Source organism: Enterobacter sp. CGMCC 5087 (assembly GCF_003144775.1).
Taxonomy (GTDB): Bacteria; Pseudomonadota; Gammaproteobacteria; order Enterobacterales; family Enterobacteriaceae; genus Enterobacter; species Enterobacter cloacae_M.
In genome coordinates, this window is sequence record NZ_QFXN01000272.1 from 1 (window position 1) to 19798 (window position 19798).

Below are 19798 nucleotides of genomic sequence, written 5' to 3' on the forward strand. Positions count from 1 at the left end.
ACTTTCCCCAGCAAACTAAACCACAGATAATCCAGCGGCAGCAGTACCAGATACGTTGCAATAGCCAGCGCCAGACAGAGCACCATCCCCGCCCTGGCAGGCACCTTTCCTAGCCCCATCGCCACCACGATCGGCGACGCCTGATACGGCAGCAGCGGCGTGGAATAGCCCAGCACCTGAATCATGATCACCGACAGCAGCGGGAAACCGGTTGCGTCCGAGAAGCTCTGCGCCAGCGTGGTGTAAAGCGCCGGCACGCCGTTGGCGGTCATAATGAAGTTGAGCGCCGTGGTAATACCGGTCAACGCCAGGAAGCTGGTGAACGGTCTGTCTGCATCCAGCGGCATAATGCGAAGCAACGCCTCGCCCACGGCCGTTCCGATACCGGTTTGCGTCACCACGATCGCAAGCCCAAGAATCCCCGCGACGTAAATACAGGTGCGCATGTTCACGCCCGCTGAAAATTCTTCCCCGGTGATAAAGCCAACGCGCGGCAGCATGACGATGATCGATGCCGCCAGCCCCGTCCACGCCGGCCCAACGCCGTGCCAGCTCTCCGTGACCCACATCCCAAGCACCACCGCCAGCAGCCAGGCAAGACGCTTTTCATCCCGCCCCATAGGCTCTGACGGCGCCTGTTCCTTCGGCGGTTTTGGGCTGCCGGGAAATAGCCAGCAGATGAGGCCAATCAGAATCAGGCCTTTGAGAATACCGAGCACCGGCGTGTGCAGCAGCAGATACGGGACATAGTTCAGATGGATGCCGTACGAGCCTTCCGCCGCACCGCTCATCACCAGATTAGGGACGTTGGCAGGCAGGATCGTCGCCGAAAGCTGGAAAGTCCCGAACCCCACGGCCAGCGCCAGCCCGAACCAGGCGCGGGAGCCGTCGGCGATACCGGCGCGTTTTGCCATCGCCGCGACAATCGGCATCAGCAGCGCAATACGTCCCATGTTCGACGGCATCACAAACGCCAGCGCGTAGCTCAGCAGCACCACGCTCGCCACCATCAACACCCAGGAGTCGGTGAGCTTTGCCGACAGCGCCCGGGCGGCCCTGTCCGCCAGTCCGGTTTTACGGATCGCCACGCCAAGCACAAAGCCGCTGAATACCAGCCAGAAAGCAGACGAGGCAAAACCGCCGAAGATGACCTCCGGCGGGGCGATTCTGGCGGTCATCGCCGCCGTGAAGAACAGCAGCGCGGTGATGAATTCCGGCAATAGTGACGTCGCCCACAGCACGATGGTGACGCCAACGATCAGTGAGGGCAGCAGCAGAGGATACGTTAACCAGAGCGACATACCTGTCTCCTGTAGAATTTTTCAGCAAGTCTACGGTGACAGGTAGCCCGAGTAAACGCGATTTATGGTGGGGTTACTTCAGGATAGTGCATTGATGATCCTGCAGTTCCTCCGCAGACGCGCGGTTAAGCGTGAGCAGGTTACGCTCGGTCGCCAGCAAAACAAAAGAGCCATCCGACTGCTGCGCCATCGCCAGCGCGAAACGCCCCATATGGTCGCGCGCTTCCGGCAGCTCTTCCGCCAGCATCATAAACGGGCTGCGCTGGACCAGCTCATTCTCCGTCACCCGACGCGCAAGATACTCATTGCCTTCGAGCCCGCCCGGGAACGGCAGCCACTGGGTGCTGATTTCTCCCTGCGCCGCGTTGAGCTTCTCGCGCACGTCCGGGCGCAGGCAGGAGATATGAATATGAAAATGGTTCTGCGTGCGGCCAGTCGGCGAGTTAATCGTCAGCGAAATGGCGCTATCAGGCACCTCGGATCCACGCTTCAGGGTCATAAAGCTGCGCGACTGCCACGCCAGCCAGAAAAAATTCGGCGTATGAGCGTCGGTCAGCAGCGGGCTCTCGGTACCGTTGATGCGATATGTTGGCATCAGCAGGTATTGCAGCGGCCCGTTTCGATCTTTAAATACCACATAGCCTGCATCCGTTTTCACCTGCGCACAGGGTGCCGGGTTACGGTTCTGGATCTGATTCGGCACACACTGGTCGAGAACGATATGGCGCAACGCATTCGGATTACCCGCTTTCATCCAGTACACGCCGCCAGCGGCAAGGGCGATGACAATGAGGATCAATAAGATAATTTTTTTCACAACGCGTTCCCTGTTTTCAATAGAGGCAAAAGAGTAACGCAAAATGATGACCAAATAAAAAACCCGGCGGATTTCTCACGCCGGGTCATCGTGTCACAGGCTAATGGTTAGCGCTGGCTAATTTGGTCGAAGGTACCGCCATTGGAGAAGTGCTCTTTCTGCGCTTTCGTCCAGCCGCCGAACACATCGTCAATAGTGAATAGCTTCAGTTTAGGGAACTCCCCTTCGTATTTCTTGGCGACCGCCGCATCGCGTGGACGATAGAAGTTTTTCGCCGCAATTTCCTGGCCTTCTGGCGAGTACAGATACTTCAGGTAAGCTTCCGCCACCGCTTTGGTATCTTTCTTCTCAACCACTTTATCGACCACGGAAACGGTCGGCTCAGCCAGAATCGATTCGCTCGGGGTCACGATCTCGAATTTGTCTTTACCCAGCTCGTGGGTCGCCAGCAGAGCTTCGTTTTCCCAGGCAATCAGCACGTCGCCAATCCCGCGCTCAACGAAGGTGTTGGTGGCGCCACGCGCGCCGGAGTCCAGCACCTCAACGTTTTTATACAGCGCCTTCACAAATTCCTGCGCTTTGGCCTGGTCGCCATTGTTGTGATGCAGTGCATAACCCCACGCGCCGAGGTAGTTCCAGCGAGCGCCGCCGGAGCTTTTCGGGTTCGGGGTAATTACAGAAACGCCCGGTTTGATCAGGTCGTTCCAGTCTTTAATTTGTTTCGGGTTTCCTTTACGCACCAGGAAGACGATGGTCGAGGTGTAGGGTGCGGAGTTATCCGGCAGGCGTTTGATCCAGTTTTTGTCGATGCGGCCGCGCTCGGCGATCGCGTCAACATCGTAGGCCAGCGCCAGGGTCACCACGTCGGCTTCAATACCGTTTATTACGGACGTCGCCTGCTTGCCGGAGCCGCCATGCGACTGGCGAACCACCACGTTGTCGCCGGTTTCCTGCTTCCAGTGTGCCGCAAACGCTTTGTTGTATTGCTCGTACAGTTCACGCGTCGGGTCGTATGACACGTTCAGTAACTGGATATCCTTAGCCAGAACGCTGGTCGATGCCAGCAATAATGTTAAACCCACGCCCCATTTATTCATCGCCCAGCTCTCTTGTGTAGTGTTTTGATGAATGCAGCGTGCCAGAAAGCGAATCGAGGATTAAAGAATAAAAAAAGATTGGCTATAACGTAGTGGAATAAAAGAAGTGGATGAGCGGCCTGATGCCCTCACTCCAACCCTCTCCCACGGGAGAGGGAGCAACCATAAAAAACGGTAACCCAAGGGTTACCGTTTTGCATTTACCTTGCCGCCACCGGGCAACAGAGCCGATCAGTACAGTTTTTTCGCGCAGTCCAGCCAGTCACCTTTGAACGGACGCTTCATATTTTCAATCGCGTCGATGATGTCGTGGTGAACCAGTTTTTCGTTCTGAATACCGACGCAGCGGCCGCCGTGGCCCTGCAGCAGCAGATCGATAGCGTACGCGCCCATACGGGACGCCAGAATACGGTCGTAAGGGCCTGGGGAGCCGCCGCGCTGGATGTGACCCAGTACGGTCGCGCGGGTTTCGCGTTTGGTTTCGGCTTCGATGTACTTCGCCAGCTCGTCAACGTCGCAGATGTGCTCTGTGATAGCCACGATCGCGTGTTTTTTACCCTTCGCGATGCCCGCTTTGATTTCAGCCACCAGATCTTCACGACTAAATTCGACTTCTGGCACGACGATAAATTCGCAACCGCCCGCAATGGCTGCCGCCAGCGTCAGGTCGCCGCAGTAACGGCCCATCACTTCAACGATAGAGATACGCTGGTGAGAAGAAGAGGTGTCACGCAGACGGTCAATCGCTTCAACAACGGTACCCAGCGCAGTAAAGAAGCCAATAGTGTAGTCAGTACCCTTGATGTCGTTGTCGATGGTGCCCGGCAGACCGATGCACGGGAAGCCCATTTCGGTCAGACGTTTTGCACCCATGTAGGAGCCGTCACCGCCGATAACCACCAGGGCGTCCAGGCCGCGTTTCTTCATGTTTTCGATAGCCACTTCACGAACGTGTTCATCACGGAATTCCGGGAAGCGCGCGGAACCGAGGAAAGTACCGCCACGGTTGATCATGTCAGACACGCTGTAACGGTCGAGCTGAACCATACGATCTTCATACAGGCCCAGATAACCGTCATAAACGCCAAAAACTTCCAGGCCTTCCGTCAGCGCTGCACGGACAACACCACGAATTGCCGCGTTCATGCCCGGCGCATCACCGCCGCTTGTCAACACACCGATTTTCTTAATCATGACTACCTCTGAACTTAGGAATGCAAAATTGAAATCTGTTGCCGGAAGAAACTTATCGACCAACGAATACTGCAAATAGTATATCAATCCCTTCCAGCTGAATTGATTCAGGTCAGACCAAACGGCGGTAATTTATACACAAAATGCTGGCCTGGCTCACTCTTTTACAACGAATTACGAAAGCCCAACATGACCGGGTACAACCGAGCAGGGATCCTGGTGAATGATGACGTCTGAACCAGGAAAACGCTGCAAAATCGCCTGCTCGACCTGCTCAGCAATAACGTGAGCCTGAACCAGTGGCAGGTTGTCTTCCATTTCAATATGAATCTGAATAAAGCGGGTCGGTCCTGACTGCCGCGTTCGAAGATCGTGTGCACCGCTGACGCCGGGCCAGGAGGTCACGATAGAAAAAATTTCATTACGTTCTGAGTCCGGGAGGGCGCGGTCAAGCAGTGATTGCACCGCTTCATACCCCATCCGCAGGGCGCTATATAAAATATAGATACCAATCCCTAACGCAAATAACGCATCGGCGCGATGCCAGCCATACCAGGCCAGACCGAGCGCAATAAGAATAGCCCCATTCATCATAACATCAGATTGATAATGAAGCATATCCGCCCGTACAGCCTGACTTTGCGTTTTGCGAACAACCCAGCGCTGGAACGTTACCAGAACAAGTGTGCATATAAGCGCAACGATCGTCACAACTACACCCACGCCGGGATCGTTCATCGGTGTCGGCGAAACGAGATGCTGAATGCCGGTTAAAAACAGGAACAGCGCAGAGCCGGAAATGAACATGCTTTGCGCCAGCGCGGCCAGCGACTCCGCTTTGCCGTGCCCAAATGTGTGCTCTTCATCCGCTGGCTGCAGCGAGTAACGCACCACCAGCAGGTTGGTCAACGAGGCGGCAATGTCCATCAGCGAGTCCACCAGCGCCGCCAGAATACTGACCGAGCCGGTATACCACCAGGCAAAGATTTTAATCAGTAACAGGCTGGAGGCCATGACGGTCGCCGCAATGGCGGCCCGGCTTACCAGTCTTCCATAGGATTGATTCATAAACGCTCCTGTCATGTCATGCCGCTAGTATAACGGAAGCATGGGGAGTCTAAGGATGAATAAACGGTTAACAGCGCGGATGCGGGGCAAAAAAAACCCCCACATCATGTGGGGGAAGACAGGGATGGTGTCTATGGCAAGGAAAACAGGGTTTACTGGTTACTACGGGTACTGCTATTGCTACTGAAAAACGTCGTTTCTGAGCTTCGCTGCATCCGTGCAACCTCACGCAGCTGGTCCATTCGCTGCTGATGTCTGGCATTCAAAACCGCTTGCTGCTCGGGCGTTAGCAGGTGGAACATCTGGTTGCGGACCTTCGCCAACTCTACCTGGCGGGCAACCTGTTCCTGTGCCATTTTTTCGGCCTGAGCGCGAACAGCGCTTTCGTCAAAATTTTCTGCGGTGACAAGGCGATGCATTGTCTCCATTTCGCTAACATTAACAGGGGGCTGGTCGTGTCGTGCCCTCTGCATCAGATCTCGCATCTGTTGACGCTGATGTTCGGTTAAACTTATGCCGTCAAACATATGGCTTTGGCTGCTGTTCTGCGTTGCGCCCTCTTGTAAGGGACTGTTATCGCTGATGATAGCTTCAGCAGCCTGGCTAAACGCACTGAACGCCAGCGTTGAGGCCATGACGGCAGCGGTAACTTTGCGCATCACTTGCTCCCAAAATCTTTCGTGTCGCGATTCAACGAGAGACAGTCTACGATTCAGGCTGCAAACATGCGTCAGGGGGTGTAAAACAACGTAAAGTCATGGATTAGACAGCCTTGATGTCGTAATTTCTGCCTCGGAGGTATTTAAACAATGAATAAAATCCTGTTAGTTGATGATGACCGAGAGCTCACATCCCTTTTAAAGGAGTTGCTCGACATGGAAGGTTTCAACGTCCTGGTTGCCCATGATGGCGAGCAGGCGCTGAGTCTCCTTGACGACAGCATCGATTTACTTTTGCTTGACGTGATGATGCCGAAGAAAAACGGTATTGATACGTTGAAAGAGCTTCGCCAGACACACCAGACTCCCGTAATCATGCTGACCGCACGCGGCAGCGAACTTGACCGCGTACTCGGCCTTGAGCTGGGCGCGGATGACTATTTACCCAAGCCGTTTAACGACCGTGAACTGGTTGCCCGTATTCGCGCTATCCTGCGTCGTTCCCACTGGAGCGAGCAGCAGCAAAATACCGACAACAGCTCACCCACCCTTGAAGTCGACTCCCTGAGCCTGAACCCGGGCCGTCAGGAAGCAAGCTTTGATGGCCAGACGCTGGAACTGACCGGCACGGAGTTCACCCTGCTGTATCTGCTGGCGCAGCACCTCGGCCAAGTGGTTTCGCGTGAACATCTAAGCCAGGAAGTGCTGGGCAAACGCCTCACCCCGTTTGACCGCGCCATCGACATGCACATCTCTAACCTGCGCCGTAAGCTGCCGGAGCGTAAAGACGGTCACCCATGGTTTAAAACCCTGCGTGGTCGCGGTTATCTGATGGTTTCTGCTTCATGATAGGAAGCTTAACCGCCCGCATCTTCGCCATCTTCTGGCTGACGCTGGCACTGGTTTTAATGCTCGTACTGATGTTGCCAAAACTCGACTCACGCCAGATGACGGAGCTTCTCGACAGCGAGCAACGTCAGGGCGTGATGATCGAGCAGCACGTGGAAGCCGAGCTGGCAAACGATCCGCCGAACGATTTAATGTGGTGGCGCAGGCTGTTTCGCGCTATCGACAAGTGGGCGCCGCCCGGACAACGCCTGCTGCTGGTAACCAGCGAAGGCCGCGTGATTGGGGCCGATCGCAATGAAATGCAGATTATCCGCAACTTCATTGGCCAGGCGGATAACGCCGATCATCCCCAGAAGAAGAAATATGGCCGCGTAGAGATGGTGGGGCCTTTCTCCGTCAGGGACGGAGAGGATAATTATCAGCTCTACCTGATCCGTCCGGCGAGTAACTCCCAGTCTGATTTTATCAACCTGCTGTTTGACCGCCCTCTCCTGCTGCTGATTGTCACCATGCTGGTCAGCTCGCCGCTGCTGTTATGGCTGGCGTGGAGCCTGGCAAAACCGGCGCGTAAGCTGAAAAATGCCGCCGATGAGGTGGCGCAGGGTAACCTGCGACAGCACCCTGAACTGGAAGCAGGTCCGCAGGAGTTCCTTGCCGCCGGAACCAGTTTTAACCAGATGGTGAGCGCGCTCGACCGCATGATGACCGCTCAGCAACGTCTGCTGTCGGATATCTCGCACGAGCTGCGTACCCCGCTTACGCGCTTGCAGCTTGGCACCGCGCTGCTGCGCCGCCGCAGCGGTGAGAGCAAAGAGCTCGAGCGTATTGAAACAGAAGCGCACCGCCTGGACAGCATGATCAACGACCTGCTGGTCATGTCGCGCAATCAGCAGAAAAACGCGCTGGTCAGCGAAACGGTGAAAGCGAATCACCTCTGGCACGAGGTGCTGGACAACGCGGCGTTCGAAGCGGAACAGATGGGTAAATCCTTTACCGTCAACTTCCCGCCGGGCCCGTGGCCGCTGTACGGTAACCCCAACACGCTGGAAAGCGCGCTGGAGAACATCGTGCGTAACGCTCTTCGCTACTCGCATACGAAGATTGAGGTGGCGTTCTCGGTGGATAAAGACGGGATCACCGTCATTGTCGATGATGACGGCCCAGGCGTGAGCCCGGAAGACCGCGAGCAGATTTTCCGTCCGTTCTATCGTACCGATGAGGCGCGCGACCGGGAATCGGGCGGCACGGGACTGGGTCTGGCGATTGTTGAAACCGCCATGCAGCAGCACCGCGGCTGGGTGAAAGCCGACGACAGCCCGCTGGGTGGGCTACGGTTAACGCTTTGGCTACCGTTGTATAAGCGTTCGTAGGTGTTAGTGCCGGGTGGCGGCTTCGCCTTACCCGGCCTACTTTCTGCGGAGGACTATTTCCCCCACAATCTCCGCGAATTATCCTCGATCTTGCTGCTTAAACGCCGCTTCTGCATCGTTCTCGTCCAGCTGGTCGATAGCCCCGCCGCCGACAGCAGGCGGTGATATTGTTCGTCGTCAAACGGCATATGCCAGGCAATAGCGCAGGCGTCATAAACAGACACATCGCTCAGGCGCGACGCCAGCTCAAGCGGCGCGTCCGCTGAAACCTTCCCAGCCAGCACCACGCGATACAGCCAGCCGGTTTTACCCGCTTTTTGCAGCTGGGCCGACATATCCTGAATACCGAAGTGGTAGTTGAGCTTGAAGCACGGCGAGCGCGGCTGCGTCACCTGAATCAGGGCATCGCCCCAGCGGTAGATATCACCGATAAACACGTTCTTTTCGGTGAGCCCTTCGGTGGAGAGATTCTCGCCAAACGCGGGGGCGACGAAGAGATCCGCCTGCTCGGGGAATTCGGTTTTCCAGTGCTGATAGTGTTCACGCGGGTAGTGGCACAGCGCGCGATCGGGCCCGCCGTGGATTTTCTTTTCGGCCTGCTCGTCACCCGCAAGCCCGAGGTCGGTTAACGTCAGCTCACCGTCGACCTGAATTTTGGCGATGGCACTCGGGCGGCTGCCGTCGTACTCCCTTACCTTGCCTGTAAATACATTCACCGGATAATGCATCGCTGCTCCTTTTATGCCCTAAATAATTCGAGTTGCAGGAAGGCGGCAAGAGAGTGAATCCCCAGGAGCTTACTCAGGTAAGTGACTGGGGTGAGCGAACGCAGCCAACGCACCTGCAACTTGAAGTATGACGGGTATACAGATACAAAAAAAGCGAGTCATAAGACTCGCTTCTCACAGGCGTCTATGCAACCTTATTTTTTAGCGGCGAAACGCGCTGCTGCTTCGTCCCAGTTCACCACGTCCCAGAAGGCTTTGATGTAGTCCGGGCGACGGTTCTGGAATTTCAGGTAGTAAGCGTGTTCCCACACGTCCAGGCCCAGGATTGGGAAGCCGGATGCGCCAGAGATTGCTTCACCCATCAGCGGGGAGTCCTGGTTAGCAGTAGACACCACCGCCAGCTTGTCGCCTTTCAGAACCAGCCACGCCCAGCCAGAGCCGAAACGGGTTGCAGCGGCTTTTTCGAATTCCGCTTTGAAGTTGTCAACGGAACCGAAGTCGCGCTCGATAGCCGCTTTCAGGTCGCCCTGCAGGGTGGTACCGGTCTTCAGGCCTTTCCAGAACAGGCTGTGGTTAGCGTGGCCGCCAGCGTTGTTACGCAGAACGGTTTTCTTGTCCGCTGGCAGCTGGTCCAGCTTGGTGATCAGCTCTTCAGCAGACAGGTTAGCGAACTCTGGCAGGCTTTCCAGCGCGGCGTTCGCGTTGTTCACATAGGTCTGGTGGTGTTTAGTGTGATGGATTTCCATCGTCTGCTTGTCGAAATGCGGTTCCAGTGCGTCGTAGGCATACGGCAGGGATGGCAGTGTATAACTCATAATCCTCTCCATTATTGTCGGGCGGCACAGCTGTTAATGCCGCGTAAGCAGTTGGTTCATTATAGTTAATTAAATGATATTGAAAATGATTATCAATGCCGTAGTTTTTATAAGGTTATTCATTTTCCGATTAATCGCGATATTGTGAGTCTGCTCACGTGGTTAACGTGCTGATTGCCATCCAGAACGCATGTGCGGCAACCTTCTGAAGGTCCCCAAACCGCCTAATTTTTACACTCCTCAAGTCGGTGGGAAGCCACTGACGATAAAAACGATGAGGGTGTAAAAATGAATCATGCGATTACGATGGGTATCTTCTGGCATTTGATAGGCGCTGCCAGTGCAGCCTGTTTCTATGCTCCTTTTAAAAAAGTGAGAGGCTGGTCATGGGAAACTATGTGGTCCGTTGGCGGTATCGTGTCCTGGCTGATTTTGCCCTGGACCATTAGCGCCATGCTGCTGCCCGATTTCTGGGACTACTTCTCCTCATTCAGCGCCGCCACCCTGCTGCCGGTGTTCCTGTTCGGCGCGATGTGGGGCGTCGGCAACATCAACTATGGCCTCACCATGCGCTATCTCGGCATGTCGATGGGGATTGGTATCGCGATTGGCATCACGCTGATCGTCGGTACCCTGATGACGCCTATTCTCAACGGCAACTTCGACGTGCTTATTAATACTCAGGGTGGGCGGATGACGCTCCTGGGCGTGCTGGTGGCGGTCATTGGCGTAGGAATTGTGACTCGCGCGGGGCAGTTGAAAGAGCGTAAGCTGGGGATTAAAGCTGAAGATTTTAACCTGAAGAAAGGTCTGCTGCTGGCGGTGATGTGCGGCATTTTCTCGGCCGGCATGTCGTTCGCGATGAACGCCGCCAAACCGATGCACGAAGCGGCTGCCGCGCTGGGCGTCGATCCGCTGTACGTTGCGCTACCAAGCTATGTCGTGATTATGGGTGGCGGCGCGATGGTTAACCTGGGCTTCTGCTTCATTCGTCTGGCAAAAGTAAAAAACCTGTCGGTAAAAACCGATTTCTCGCTGGCAACATCGCTCATCATCACCAATGTGCTGCTCTCCGCTCTGGGCGGCCTGATGTGGTATTTGCAGTTCTTCTTCTACGCCTGGGGCCACGCCAGCATTCCGGCGCAATACGACTATATAAGCTGGATGCTGCACATGAGTTTCTACGTACTTTGCGGCGGGCTGGTTGGGCTGGTGCTGAAAGAGTGGACGAACGCCGGACGTCGTCCGGTTGGCGTACTGAGCCTCGGCTGCGTGGTGATTATTATCGCTGCCAATATCGTCGGCCTCGGCATGGCAAACTGATTACGCCCCCTTTCGACTGCGATGACGCCACTGTATCGGCGTCATCCCCACCTCGCGGTTAAACACCACTGAAAAGTAGTTACTGTCCTCAAAGCCGCAGCGCATCGCCACATCACTGACCATCCACTCCGTATGCTGGAGGAGATATTGTGCATGGCAGATGCGCAGCTGGCGCAGATAGTGGTTCACCGTCATCCCGGTCAGAGTGCGGAAATGCTGGCGCAACGCGCGCTCGCTGCACTGTTCCTGCTCGCAGAATTTCTCCAGTACAAAGTTTTTATTCAGGCTGCCCGCAAGCCGGGTGATGAGCTTATCCAGCAGCGCTTCCTGCGTTGTGGCGCAGGGGTTATCAGTAGCGTAACGATGGCGCTTCAACGTCATCACCAGCTGGGCGAAAAGCAACTCCGCCAGCTGATTAGCAACGGGGTCGTTCTTCTGGCTCTCCTGCTCCAGTTGAGAAATAACCTGCCGTACCTGAGCCATGCCGCTACTGCTTAAGCGCCAGTGCGGAGAACCCTTAGCATCAAGAAAGCCCGGAATGCTCGCGGCCCAGTCCACGTTAAGCTTGAGCCTGTCAGGACAGTAAATAACGTTTTGCAGCACCAGGTCGTTAACCGAGGCGTAGGAGTGTTTATCATCCGCGCGAATGTAGAACAGGTCTCCGCGCGTGATGCGGTAGGGACGGTCGTTGAGGATGTGCAGGCCGTTACCGCGCCAAACCAGCACCAGCTCGCAAAACTCGTGGGTATGTTCGGCAAAGACGTCCTGCGGGTAGCGATCGGCCACCGTGACGGCCTGACTCGCGGAGGCAAAAAAATCATCTTTGCGAAGAATTAACTGAGCAGCCACACCACGACCTCTACGCCGAATAACCTGACACTATTAGCTTTTTTGCGGAAATAAAACGGTGACTGCCCTCGCGTTACTGAAGCATCGCGTCTTTTCCCTGGCGAATATCGCGCGGAGACCAGTTAAATTCCCGGCGAAACAGCGTTGAAAAGTGATTGCTGTCGCCAAAACCGCAGCAATAGGCAATATCCGTGACGCTATCGTCGGTATGACGTAAAAGATGACGCGCTTTGATCAGGCGCAGACGGTTAAGGTAGCGTTGCGGCGTCAGCCCGGTGTGCTGTTTAAGCTGGCGATGCAGGGTGCGCAGAGACAGTGAAAAATCATCCGCAAGCGTTTCCCAGCAGATATCCTCGGCGAAATGATCTTCCAGCCAGGCCAGCAGATGGTTCAGGCGCGCGTTGTTATCTTCCAGCCCTTCCACCAGGCTGCTGCGGCGCAGCAGCACCAGAAGCTGCATAAACAGCAGTTCGCGCGTGGCAATCGCGTGCGTCTCCTGCCCGCCTTCGCTCTTCTCCATCTGGCTCACCAGCTGACGCACCTGCTGCAGGATGGACTGATTCACCCGCCAGTGCGACGGATAGTGTCCGTCTTGCTCCTGGGGCAACAGCTGGCTCAGCCCCGAAAGAAACTGGAACGCGTCCGGGGAACGGTAAAGCACATTCGTCAGATACAGGTTGTCGGTATGTTCATACAGGTGCCTGTCGTGGTCGCGCACGAAGCAAACCGTACCACCGCTGATGGTATAGGGCTGGCCATTGAAAACATGAATACCCGTCCCGCGCTCAACAATCACAATTTCGTGAAAATCATGATGATGCTCCGGAAACGCTGCCTGAGGAAGCCGTGGCTCAATCGTGACAGGCGAACCTCCTGAAGGAAAAAAATCCACGCAGTGCAGTACGGTCATAACGGCTCCCACCAATGAAAAATGTTCTCAAAATAGTAATTAAGGCCTCCCTCACTCACCTTCAATTTTTGGCAGTAAACCTCGCAAAAGCTGTCCATTTTTCAAGAAACAGGGGGAAAGATCGGGAAATGCGCTCAGCGTCACACTGCCTGAGCATCCCGTCACTGCTGGAAACTGTGAACGTCCTCACATTCACCTTTGCTTTCTTGCCAGCGCGAGATTTGGCCTGTCAGTGGCGAGAAGGTGACTTTTTCTTCCCTTTTTTACACTCACCGCTAATGACTTAAGAAAGGACCCGACCATGACTTTTCGCCATTGTGTAGCTGTCGATTTAGGGGCATCCAGCGGCCGCGTAATGCTCGCGAGCTGGGACCGTGAGCAGCACACGCTTTCACTTCGCGAAATGCACCGTTTCGCCAACTGCCTGCAAAAGCAGGACGGTTTTGATACCTGGGATATTGATGCCCTGGAGGCGGAGATCCGTACCGGACTGAACAACGTCTGCAACGACGGCATTCGCATCGACAGCATCGGCATTGATACCTGGGGCGTGGACTACGTTCTGCTTGATAGCCATGGCGAGCGCGTCGGCTTGCCGGTGTCTTATCGCGACAGCCGCACCGACGGCCTGATGGCGCACGCTATCGCCCAGCTTGGCAAGGACAACATCTACGGGCGCAGCGGCATTCAGTTTTTGCCGTTTAACACACTTTATCAGCTGCGTGCTTTGGTCGAGCAACAGCCGGAGCTGGTCGCGGACGTGGCCCATGCTCTGCTGATCCCGGACTACCTGAGCTATCGCCTGACCGGCAACATGAACTGGGAATATACCAACGCCACCACCACGCAGCTGGTCAACATCAACTCGGATAGCTGGGATGAACATCTGCTGGCCTGGACGGGGGCGTCGCCTTCCTGGTTCGGCACACCAACCCACCCGGGTAACGTGATCGGTCACTGGATTTGCCCCCAGGGGAACGCAATCCCTGTCGTTGCCGTCGCCAGCCACGATACCGCCAGCGCGGTAATAGCGTCCCCACTTGCAAGCAAAGACGCGGCTTACCTCTCGTCCGGCACCTGGTCGCTGATGGGCTTTGAGAGCAAAACTCCGTACGCCAGCGATGCCGCGATGGCGGCAAACATTACCAACGAAGGCGGTGCCGAAGGCCGCTACCGCGTACTGAAAAACATCATGGGGCTGTGGCTGCTCCAGCGGGTGCTGAAAGAGCAGAACATTAACGACCTACCCGCGCTTATCGCCGAAACCAAGAAGCTGAAGGCCTGTACGTTCCTGATCAACCCGAACGATGACCGCTTTATCAACCCGGCACACATGAGCGCCGAAATTCAGGCCGCCTGCGTCGAGGTCGGGCAGCCGGTGCCGTCGAGTCCTTCAGAACTGGCGCGCTGCATTTTTGACAGCCTCGCCCTGCTGTATGCCGACATCCTCAGCGAGCTGGCGAGCCTTCGCGGAAAACCGTTCAGTCAGCTGCATATCGTGGGCGGCGGCTGCCAGAACCAGCTGCTGAACCAGCTCTGCGCCGATGCCTGCGGCATCACCGTGGTGGCGGGTCCCGTGGAGGCCTCCACGCTCGGGAATATCGGCATTCAGCTGATGACCCTGGACGAACTTTCCAGCGTTGACGACTTCCGTTCGGTGGTGGCGGCTAACGCCAGCCTGACCACCTTCACCCCCAATCCCTGCCGTGAAATTGCTCGCTTTCGGGCGCAGTTTCAGCAAAACCGACTGACTAAGGAGCTTTGCGCATGACAACTCAATTAGAACAAGCCTGGGGTCTGGCTAAACAGCGTTTCGCCGCCGTCGGCGTGGATGTCGAAGAGGCGCTGTGCCAGCTCGACCGTCTGCCCGTATCCATGCACTGCTGGCAGGGCGATGACGTCGCCGGTTTCGAGAACCCAGGCGGTTCGCTGACGGGTGGTATTCAGGCCACCGGTAACTACCCCGGCAAAGCGCGTAACGCGACCGAACTGCGCGCCGACCTGGAGCTGGCACTGAGCCTGATCCCGGGGCCAAAACGCCTGAACCTGCATGCGATTTACCTCGAATCCGACCAGCCGGTGGCGCGCAACGAAATCAAACCGGAACACTTTAAGAACTGGGTGGAGTGGGCCAAAGCCAACCAGCTGGGGCTGGACTTTAATCCGTCCTGTTTCTCACATCCGCTGAGCGCGGACGGTTTTACCCTCGCCCACGCGGACGACGACATCCGCCAGTTCTGGATCGACCACGTGAAGGCCAGCCGCCGCGTTTCGGCGTATTTCGGCGAACAGCTCGGCACGCCGTCGGTGATGAACATCTGGATCCCGGACGGCATGAAGGATATCACCGTCGACCGTCTGGCCCCGCGCCAGCGCCTGCTGGCCGCGCTGGATGAGGCCATCAGTGAGAAGCTGGACCCGGCGCACCACATCGACGCCGTAGAGAGCAAGCTGTTCGGCATTGGCGCCGAGAGCTACACCGTGGGCTCGAACGAGTTCTACATGGGTTACGCCACCAGCCGCCAGACCGCGCTGTGTCTGGATGCCGGCCACTTCCACCCGACCGAGGTGATCTCCGACAAAATCTCCGCCGCCATGCTCTACGTGCCGCGCCTGCTGCTGCACGTCAGCCGTCCGGTGCGCTGGGACAGCGATCACGTGGTGCTGCTGGATGACGAAACCCAGGCGATTGCCAGCGAAATCATCCGCCATAACCTCTTTGACCGCGTACACATCGGCCTCGACTTCTTCGATGCCTCCATAAACCGCATCGCTGCATGGGTTATCGGCACCCGCAATATGAAGAAAGCCCTGCTGCGCGCGCTGCTGGAGCCTGTCGCCGCGCTGAAACAGCTGGAGGCTAACGGCAACTACACCGCGCGTCTGGCGCTGCTGGAAGAGCAGAAATCCCTGCCGTGGCAGGCCGTGTGGGAGATGTACTGCCAGCGCAACGACGCCCCGGCGGGCAGCCAGTGGCTGGACAACGTGCGGGCATACGAGAACGACGTGTTGAGTCAGCGCGGGTAATTTTGCCCTCACCCTAACCCTCTCCCACAGGGAGAGGGTTCAACCTCACCGCGATAACTGGAAAATGAAGACTATGCAGACCATCACCACTTCCTGGTTCGTCCAGGGCATGATCAAAGCCACCTCCGACGCCTGGCTGAAAGGCTGGGACGAGCGCAACGGCGGCAACCTGACGCTGCGTCTGGACGACGCGGATATTGAACCGTTCGCGGCCGATTTCCACCAGAAGCCGCGCTATATCGCGCTGAGCCAGCCGATGCCGCTGCTCGCCAACACGCCGTTTATCGTCACCGGTTCCGGCAAATTCTTCCGTAACGTCCAGCTCGACCCGGAGGCCAACCTCGGCGTGGTGAAAGTGGACAGCGATGGCGCGGGCTACCACATTCTGTGGGGCCTGACCGACGAGGCGGTGCCCACCTCCGAACTGCCGGCGCACTTCCTCTCCCACTGCGAGCGCATCAGGGCGACTAACGGCAAAGACCGCGCGATCATGCACTGCCACGCCACCAACCTGATCGCCCTGACCTACGTGCTGGAAAACAGCTCTGACTTCATCACCCGCAAGCTGTGGGAAGGCAGCACCGAGTGTCTGGTGGTCTTCCCGGACGGGGTCGGCATTCTGCCGTGGATGGTGCCGGGTACCGACGAAATCGGCCAGGCAACCGCCAAAGATATGCAAAAACATTCGCTGGTGCTGTGGCCGTTCCACGGCGTCTTCGGCAGCGGTCCGACGCTGGATGAAACCTTCGGCCTGATCGACACCGCCGAGAAATCCGCGGAAGTGCTGGTAAAGGTTTATTCCATGGGCGGTATGAAGCAGACCATTACCCGCGAAGAGCTTATTGCGCTCGGCAAGCGCTTCGGCGTAACCCCGATCCGGTCAGCGCTGGAAATATATGCATAAACCCTCGCTGACCGGACGGTACGGGCGATAGTTAAGGAGAATTATCATGAGTTTTATGTTGGCACTTCCAAAAATCAGTCTGCACGGCGCGGGCGCTATTGGCGATATGGTTAACCTGGTGGCGAACAAGCAGTGGGGAAAAGCGCTGATTGTCACCGACGGCCAGCTGGTAAAGCTGGGCCTGCTCGACAGCCTGCTTACCGCGCTGGACGCCCATCAGATGTCGTATCACCTGTTCGATGAGGTGTTCCCGAACCCGACGGAAGCGCTGGTGCAAAAAGGCTATGCAGCCTATCGGGACGCGGAATGTGATTACCTTATCGCCTTCGGCGGCGGTAGCCCGATTGATACCGCCAAAGCCATTAAGATCCTCACCGCCAACCCCGGCCCATCCACCGATTATGCCGGCGTCGGCAAGGTGAAAAACGCGGGCGTGCCGCTGGTGGCGATCAACACCACCGCAGGCACGGCGGCGGAGATGACCAGCAACGCGGTAATCATCGACTCTGCGCGCCAGGTGAAAGAGGTGATCATCGATCCGAATATCATTCCGGATATCGCCGTGGACGATGCCAGCGTGATGCTGGATATTCCGGCCTCCGTGACCGCCGCAACCGGCATGGACGCGTTAACCCACGCCATAGAAGCCTACGTGTCCGTTGGCGCGCACCCGCTGACCGATGCCAACGCGCTGGAGGCAATCCGCCTGATCAACCTCTGGCTGCCGGAAGCGGTCGAAGACGGTCATAATCTTGAGGCGCGCGAGCAGATGGCGTTTGGTCAGTATCTGGCGGGCATGGCGTTTAACAGTGCGGGTCTCGGCCTTGTGCATGCCCTGGCGCACCAGCCGGGCGCGACGCACAACCTGCCGCACGGCGTGTGCAACGCCATCCTGCTGCCGATCGTTGAAAGCTTTAACCGCCCGAACGCAGTTGCCCGCTTCGCCCGCGTGGCGCAGGCGATGGGCGTCGATACTCGCGGCATGAGCGTTGAAGCCGCCAGCATGTCCGCCATTCAGGCGATTCGCGACCTGAGCGCTCGCGTCGGCATCCCTTCCGGCTTCAGCCAGCTCGGCGTGACCAAAGCCGATATTGAAGGCTGGCTGGATAAAGCTCTCGCCGACCCGTGCGCGCCATGCAATCCGCGCACCGCCAGCCGCAACGAGGTTCGCGAGCTGTATCTGGAGGCATTATGATCCGCAAAGCCTTTGTTATGCAGGTTAACCAGGACGCGCATAAGGAGTACGCGCATCGCCACAACCCCATCTGGCCCGAGCTGGAAGCGGTACTGAAAGACCACGGTGCGCACCGCTACGCCATCTATCTCGACAGAGAACGCAGCCTGCTCTTTGCCACCGTGGAGATTGATTCGGAGGAGCGCTGGAACGCGGTCGCGACTACTGACGTCTGCCAGCGCTGGTGGAAACACATGCGTGATGTAATGCCGTCGAACCCGGACAACAGCCCGGTGAGTACCGGGCTGGAAGAGGTGTTTTACCTGGACTGACCGGTTAACGCTGCCGCACCCGCGGCAGCGGCTATCTCCTGCCTGCTGCTCAGCGTAAACGCCGACACTACCGTAATCGCCAGCACGAAACAGCCCAGCATCAGATACGTCTCCTGGAAGCCGATCCGGTCATACATATTCCCGGCAAAAGCGGAGAGGAAAATGGCCGCCGACTGCTTGGCGAACTGGAAGCCGATCAGATAGATAGTCGCTGACAGTCGGGTATCAAACACCCCGGTGATGTACTTGAATGCCCCCACCAGCAGGAACGGCACCTCCAGCGCGTGCAGCATCTTCAGGGCAATCACCTCCACGGCGGTGGTGGCGAACGATGAACCGATAATGCGCGTCGCCATAATCACCCCGGCGATCAGCAGCGTATTCTTCGCGCCGATGCGGTTAATGATCCACGGCGAGCAGAACATAATGATGGCATTACAGATTTCCCCCGCAGTCGTTGCGAAACCAAAGGCGCGGGTCCCTTCCTGCGGCGTGGCGAAGAAGGTTTTAAAGAAGGTGGCAAACTGCTGGTCGAAAACGTCATACACGCAGGCCACGCCAATCACATAGAGAATAAACATCCACATTCTGCGCTGGCGGAACAGGTTGAACACGGTTTTGGCGGTGATTTGCGGCTGGTTCGCGCCCAGTGCATCCATGACCTGCGCCGTCTGGTTGGGCTTTGGCTTCGCCACCACCAACAACAGCATCAGCAGCAATGCCGCTCCCGATCCCATCCAGAAAACATACGACGGATCGATGCCGAACAGGATGCCGCCCGTTGAGGCGCACAAGCCCCAGCCGAGGCAGCCAAACATCCGCGCCTTGCCGTACTCAAAGAAGCTGTTGCGGCTCACGCGCTCAATGTAGGCCTCAATTGCCCCCGAGCCCGCCGAAAAGACAAAGCCGATATACAGGCCACCGCTCAGCGCGCCCAGCCAGATGTTGGCTTTCAGCAACGGCGCAAAGACGTAGAGGAAGAAAGGGGCAAACAGGAACAGCAGCACGGAGATGATCCACAGAAGGTGTTTTTTCAGCCCCAGCTTGTCCGAAATAACGCCCAGTAGCGGCTGGAACGCGATGGCCGACAGCGAGATGCAGGAGAAGACAATCCCGGTATGGGTTTTATTCAGGCCGATGATGTCCGACAGCCAAATCGGCAGGAACGGAAAGCAGGTGGCCATGATGAAGAAGTAGAGAAAGAAGAACAGCCCGAAGATCCAGAAGTTAGGGTTGTCTTTGTGGGTACAGGTTGTTGTGTTCATTATTTTTATCCTCAACGGAGGGCCGGCTGCCCGGCCCGTCACCCTTACACGCGTTCAACGCCAATCAGAATGGCGGTTTCCGGATCCAGAATCGGCAGCGCAATGCCCGCCTGCAT

The 19798-nt window shown here is 56.9% G+C and carries 19 protein-coding genes; 8 read left to right on the forward strand and 11 right to left on the reverse strand.

Annotation, left to right across the window (positions count from 1 at the left end):
• From DEO48_RS23320 to cpxP, 6 genes are all read right to left on the reverse strand, one after another.
• Positions 1-1301 (reverse strand): SLC13 family permease (locus DEO48_RS23320; protein ID WP_109846431.1); only part of this gene is annotated, 1301 nt, incomplete at its 3' end.
• A 73-nt stretch (positions 1302-1374) separates the two neighbouring features.
• Entirely contained in the window at positions 1375-2118 is a 744-nt protein-coding gene (locus DEO48_RS23325; RefSeq protein ID WP_109846442.1) for a CDP-diacylglycerol diphosphatase, read from the reverse strand.
• Between the two features lie 107 nt (positions 2119-2225).
• Complete coding sequence (locus tag DEO48_RS23330; protein ID WP_023309695.1) at positions 2226-3215, reverse strand: sulfate ABC transporter substrate-binding protein; 990 nt, start codon at positions 3213-3215, stop codon at positions 2226-2228.
• 231 nt (positions 3216-3446) lie between these two features.
• Positions 3447-4409, reverse strand: a complete 963-nt coding sequence (pfkA, locus tag DEO48_RS23335) for a 6-phosphofructokinase (protein WP_023309696.1) — start codon at positions 4407-4409, stop codon at positions 3447-3449.
• A 174-nt stretch (positions 4410-4583) separates the two neighbouring features.
• Positions 4584-5477 (reverse strand): CDF family cation-efflux transporter FieF, encoded by an 894-nt coding sequence (fieF, locus tag DEO48_RS23340; RefSeq protein ID WP_023309697.1) that lies wholly within the window; start codon positions 5475-5477, stop codon positions 4584-4586.
• Between the two features lie 152 nt (positions 5478-5629).
• Complete coding sequence (gene cpxP, locus DEO48_RS23345) at positions 5630-6136, reverse strand: cell-envelope stress modulator CpxP (protein ID WP_063439135.1); 507 nt, start codon at positions 6134-6136, stop codon at positions 5630-5632.
• Positions 6137-6286: 150 nt separating this feature from the next.
• Here cpxP and cpxR point away from each other — a divergent pair, with 150 nt between their 5' ends.
• Positions 6287-6985 (forward strand): envelope stress response regulator transcription factor CpxR, encoded by a 699-nt coding sequence (cpxR, locus tag DEO48_RS23350; protein WP_006179159.1) that lies wholly within the window; start codon positions 6287-6289, stop codon positions 6983-6985.
• Entirely contained in the window at positions 6982-8355 is a 1374-nt protein-coding gene (cpxA, locus tag DEO48_RS23355) for an envelope stress sensor histidine kinase CpxA (protein WP_023309731.1), read from the forward strand. The genes cpxR and cpxA overlap by 4 nt, the downstream gene beginning before the upstream one ends.
• Positions 8356-8408: 53 nt before the next feature.
• Here the strand turns inward: cpxA and yiiM are convergent, their stop codons facing one another.
• Positions 8409-9083: a 6-hydroxyaminopurine reductase gene (yiiM, locus tag DEO48_RS23360; protein WP_109846432.1), complete on the reverse strand. Its 675-nt coding sequence runs from the start codon at positions 9081-9083 to the stop codon at positions 8409-8411.
• A 194-nt stretch (positions 9084-9277) separates the two neighbouring features.
• Positions 9278-9898, reverse strand: coding sequence for a superoxide dismutase [Mn] (sodA, locus tag DEO48_RS23365; RefSeq protein ID WP_004203668.1), 621 nt, complete (start codon positions 9896-9898; stop codon positions 9278-9280).
• A gap of 288 nt (positions 9899-10186) precedes the next feature.
• Here sodA and rhaT point away from each other — a divergent pair, with 288 nt between their 5' ends.
• Positions 10187-11221 carry an L-rhamnose/proton symporter RhaT gene (gene rhaT, locus DEO48_RS23370; protein ID WP_109846433.1) on the forward strand — a complete coding sequence of 345 codons (1035 nt, stop codon included), beginning with the start codon at positions 10187-10189 and terminating at the stop codon, positions 11219-11221.
• Here rhaT and rhaR read toward each other — a convergent pair whose 3' ends face one another.
• Both rhaR and rhaS read right to left on the reverse strand, forming a co-directional pair.
• The gene (rhaR, locus tag DEO48_RS23375; RefSeq protein WP_109846434.1) at positions 11222-12070 is read right to left on the reverse strand and encodes an HTH-type transcriptional activator RhaR; all 849 of its coding nucleotides are present in this window, start codon (positions 12068-12070) and stop codon (positions 11222-11224) included.
• 73 nt (positions 12071-12143) lie between these two features.
• Positions 12144-12980, reverse strand: a complete 837-nt coding sequence (rhaS, locus tag DEO48_RS23380; RefSeq protein WP_109846435.1) for an HTH-type transcriptional activator RhaS — start codon at positions 12978-12980, stop codon at positions 12144-12146.
• A gap of 301 nt (positions 12981-13281) precedes the next feature.
• On the opposite strand from rhaS, the gene rhaB reads away from it, so the two are divergent.
• The 5 genes from rhaB (at position 13282) to rhaM (ending at position 18417) form a co-directional block, all read left to right on the forward strand.
• Complete coding sequence (gene rhaB, locus DEO48_RS23385; RefSeq protein ID WP_109846436.1) at positions 13282-14751, forward strand: rhamnulokinase; 1470 nt, start codon at positions 13282-13284, stop codon at positions 14749-14751.
• Positions 14748-16007, forward strand: coding sequence for an L-rhamnose isomerase (gene rhaA, locus DEO48_RS23390; RefSeq protein WP_109846437.1), 1260 nt, complete (start codon positions 14748-14750; stop codon positions 16005-16007). Before rhaB ends, rhaA begins: the two co-directional genes overlap by 4 nt.
• A gap of 73 nt (positions 16008-16080) precedes the next feature.
• Positions 16081-16911, forward strand: coding sequence for a rhamnulose-1-phosphate aldolase (gene rhaD / locus DEO48_RS23395; RefSeq protein WP_109846438.1), 831 nt, complete (start codon positions 16081-16083; stop codon positions 16909-16911).
• A gap of 46 nt (positions 16912-16957) precedes the next feature.
• Positions 16958-18106: a lactaldehyde reductase gene (gene fucO / locus DEO48_RS23400; RefSeq protein ID WP_109846439.1), complete on the forward strand. Its 1149-nt coding sequence runs from the start codon at positions 16958-16960 to the stop codon at positions 18104-18106.
• Positions 18103-18417, forward strand: coding sequence for an L-rhamnose mutarotase (gene rhaM / locus DEO48_RS23405; protein WP_109846440.1), 315 nt, complete (start codon positions 18103-18105; stop codon positions 18415-18417). The genes fucO and rhaM overlap by 4 nt, the downstream gene beginning before the upstream one ends.
• Here rhaM and DEO48_RS23410 read toward each other — a convergent pair.
• Positions 18405-19682, reverse strand: coding sequence for an MFS transporter (locus DEO48_RS23410; RefSeq protein WP_109846441.1), 1278 nt, complete (start codon positions 19680-19682; stop codon positions 18405-18407). The genes rhaM and DEO48_RS23410 overlap by 13 nt on opposite strands.
• Positions 19683-19798: the final 116 nt, after the last annotated feature.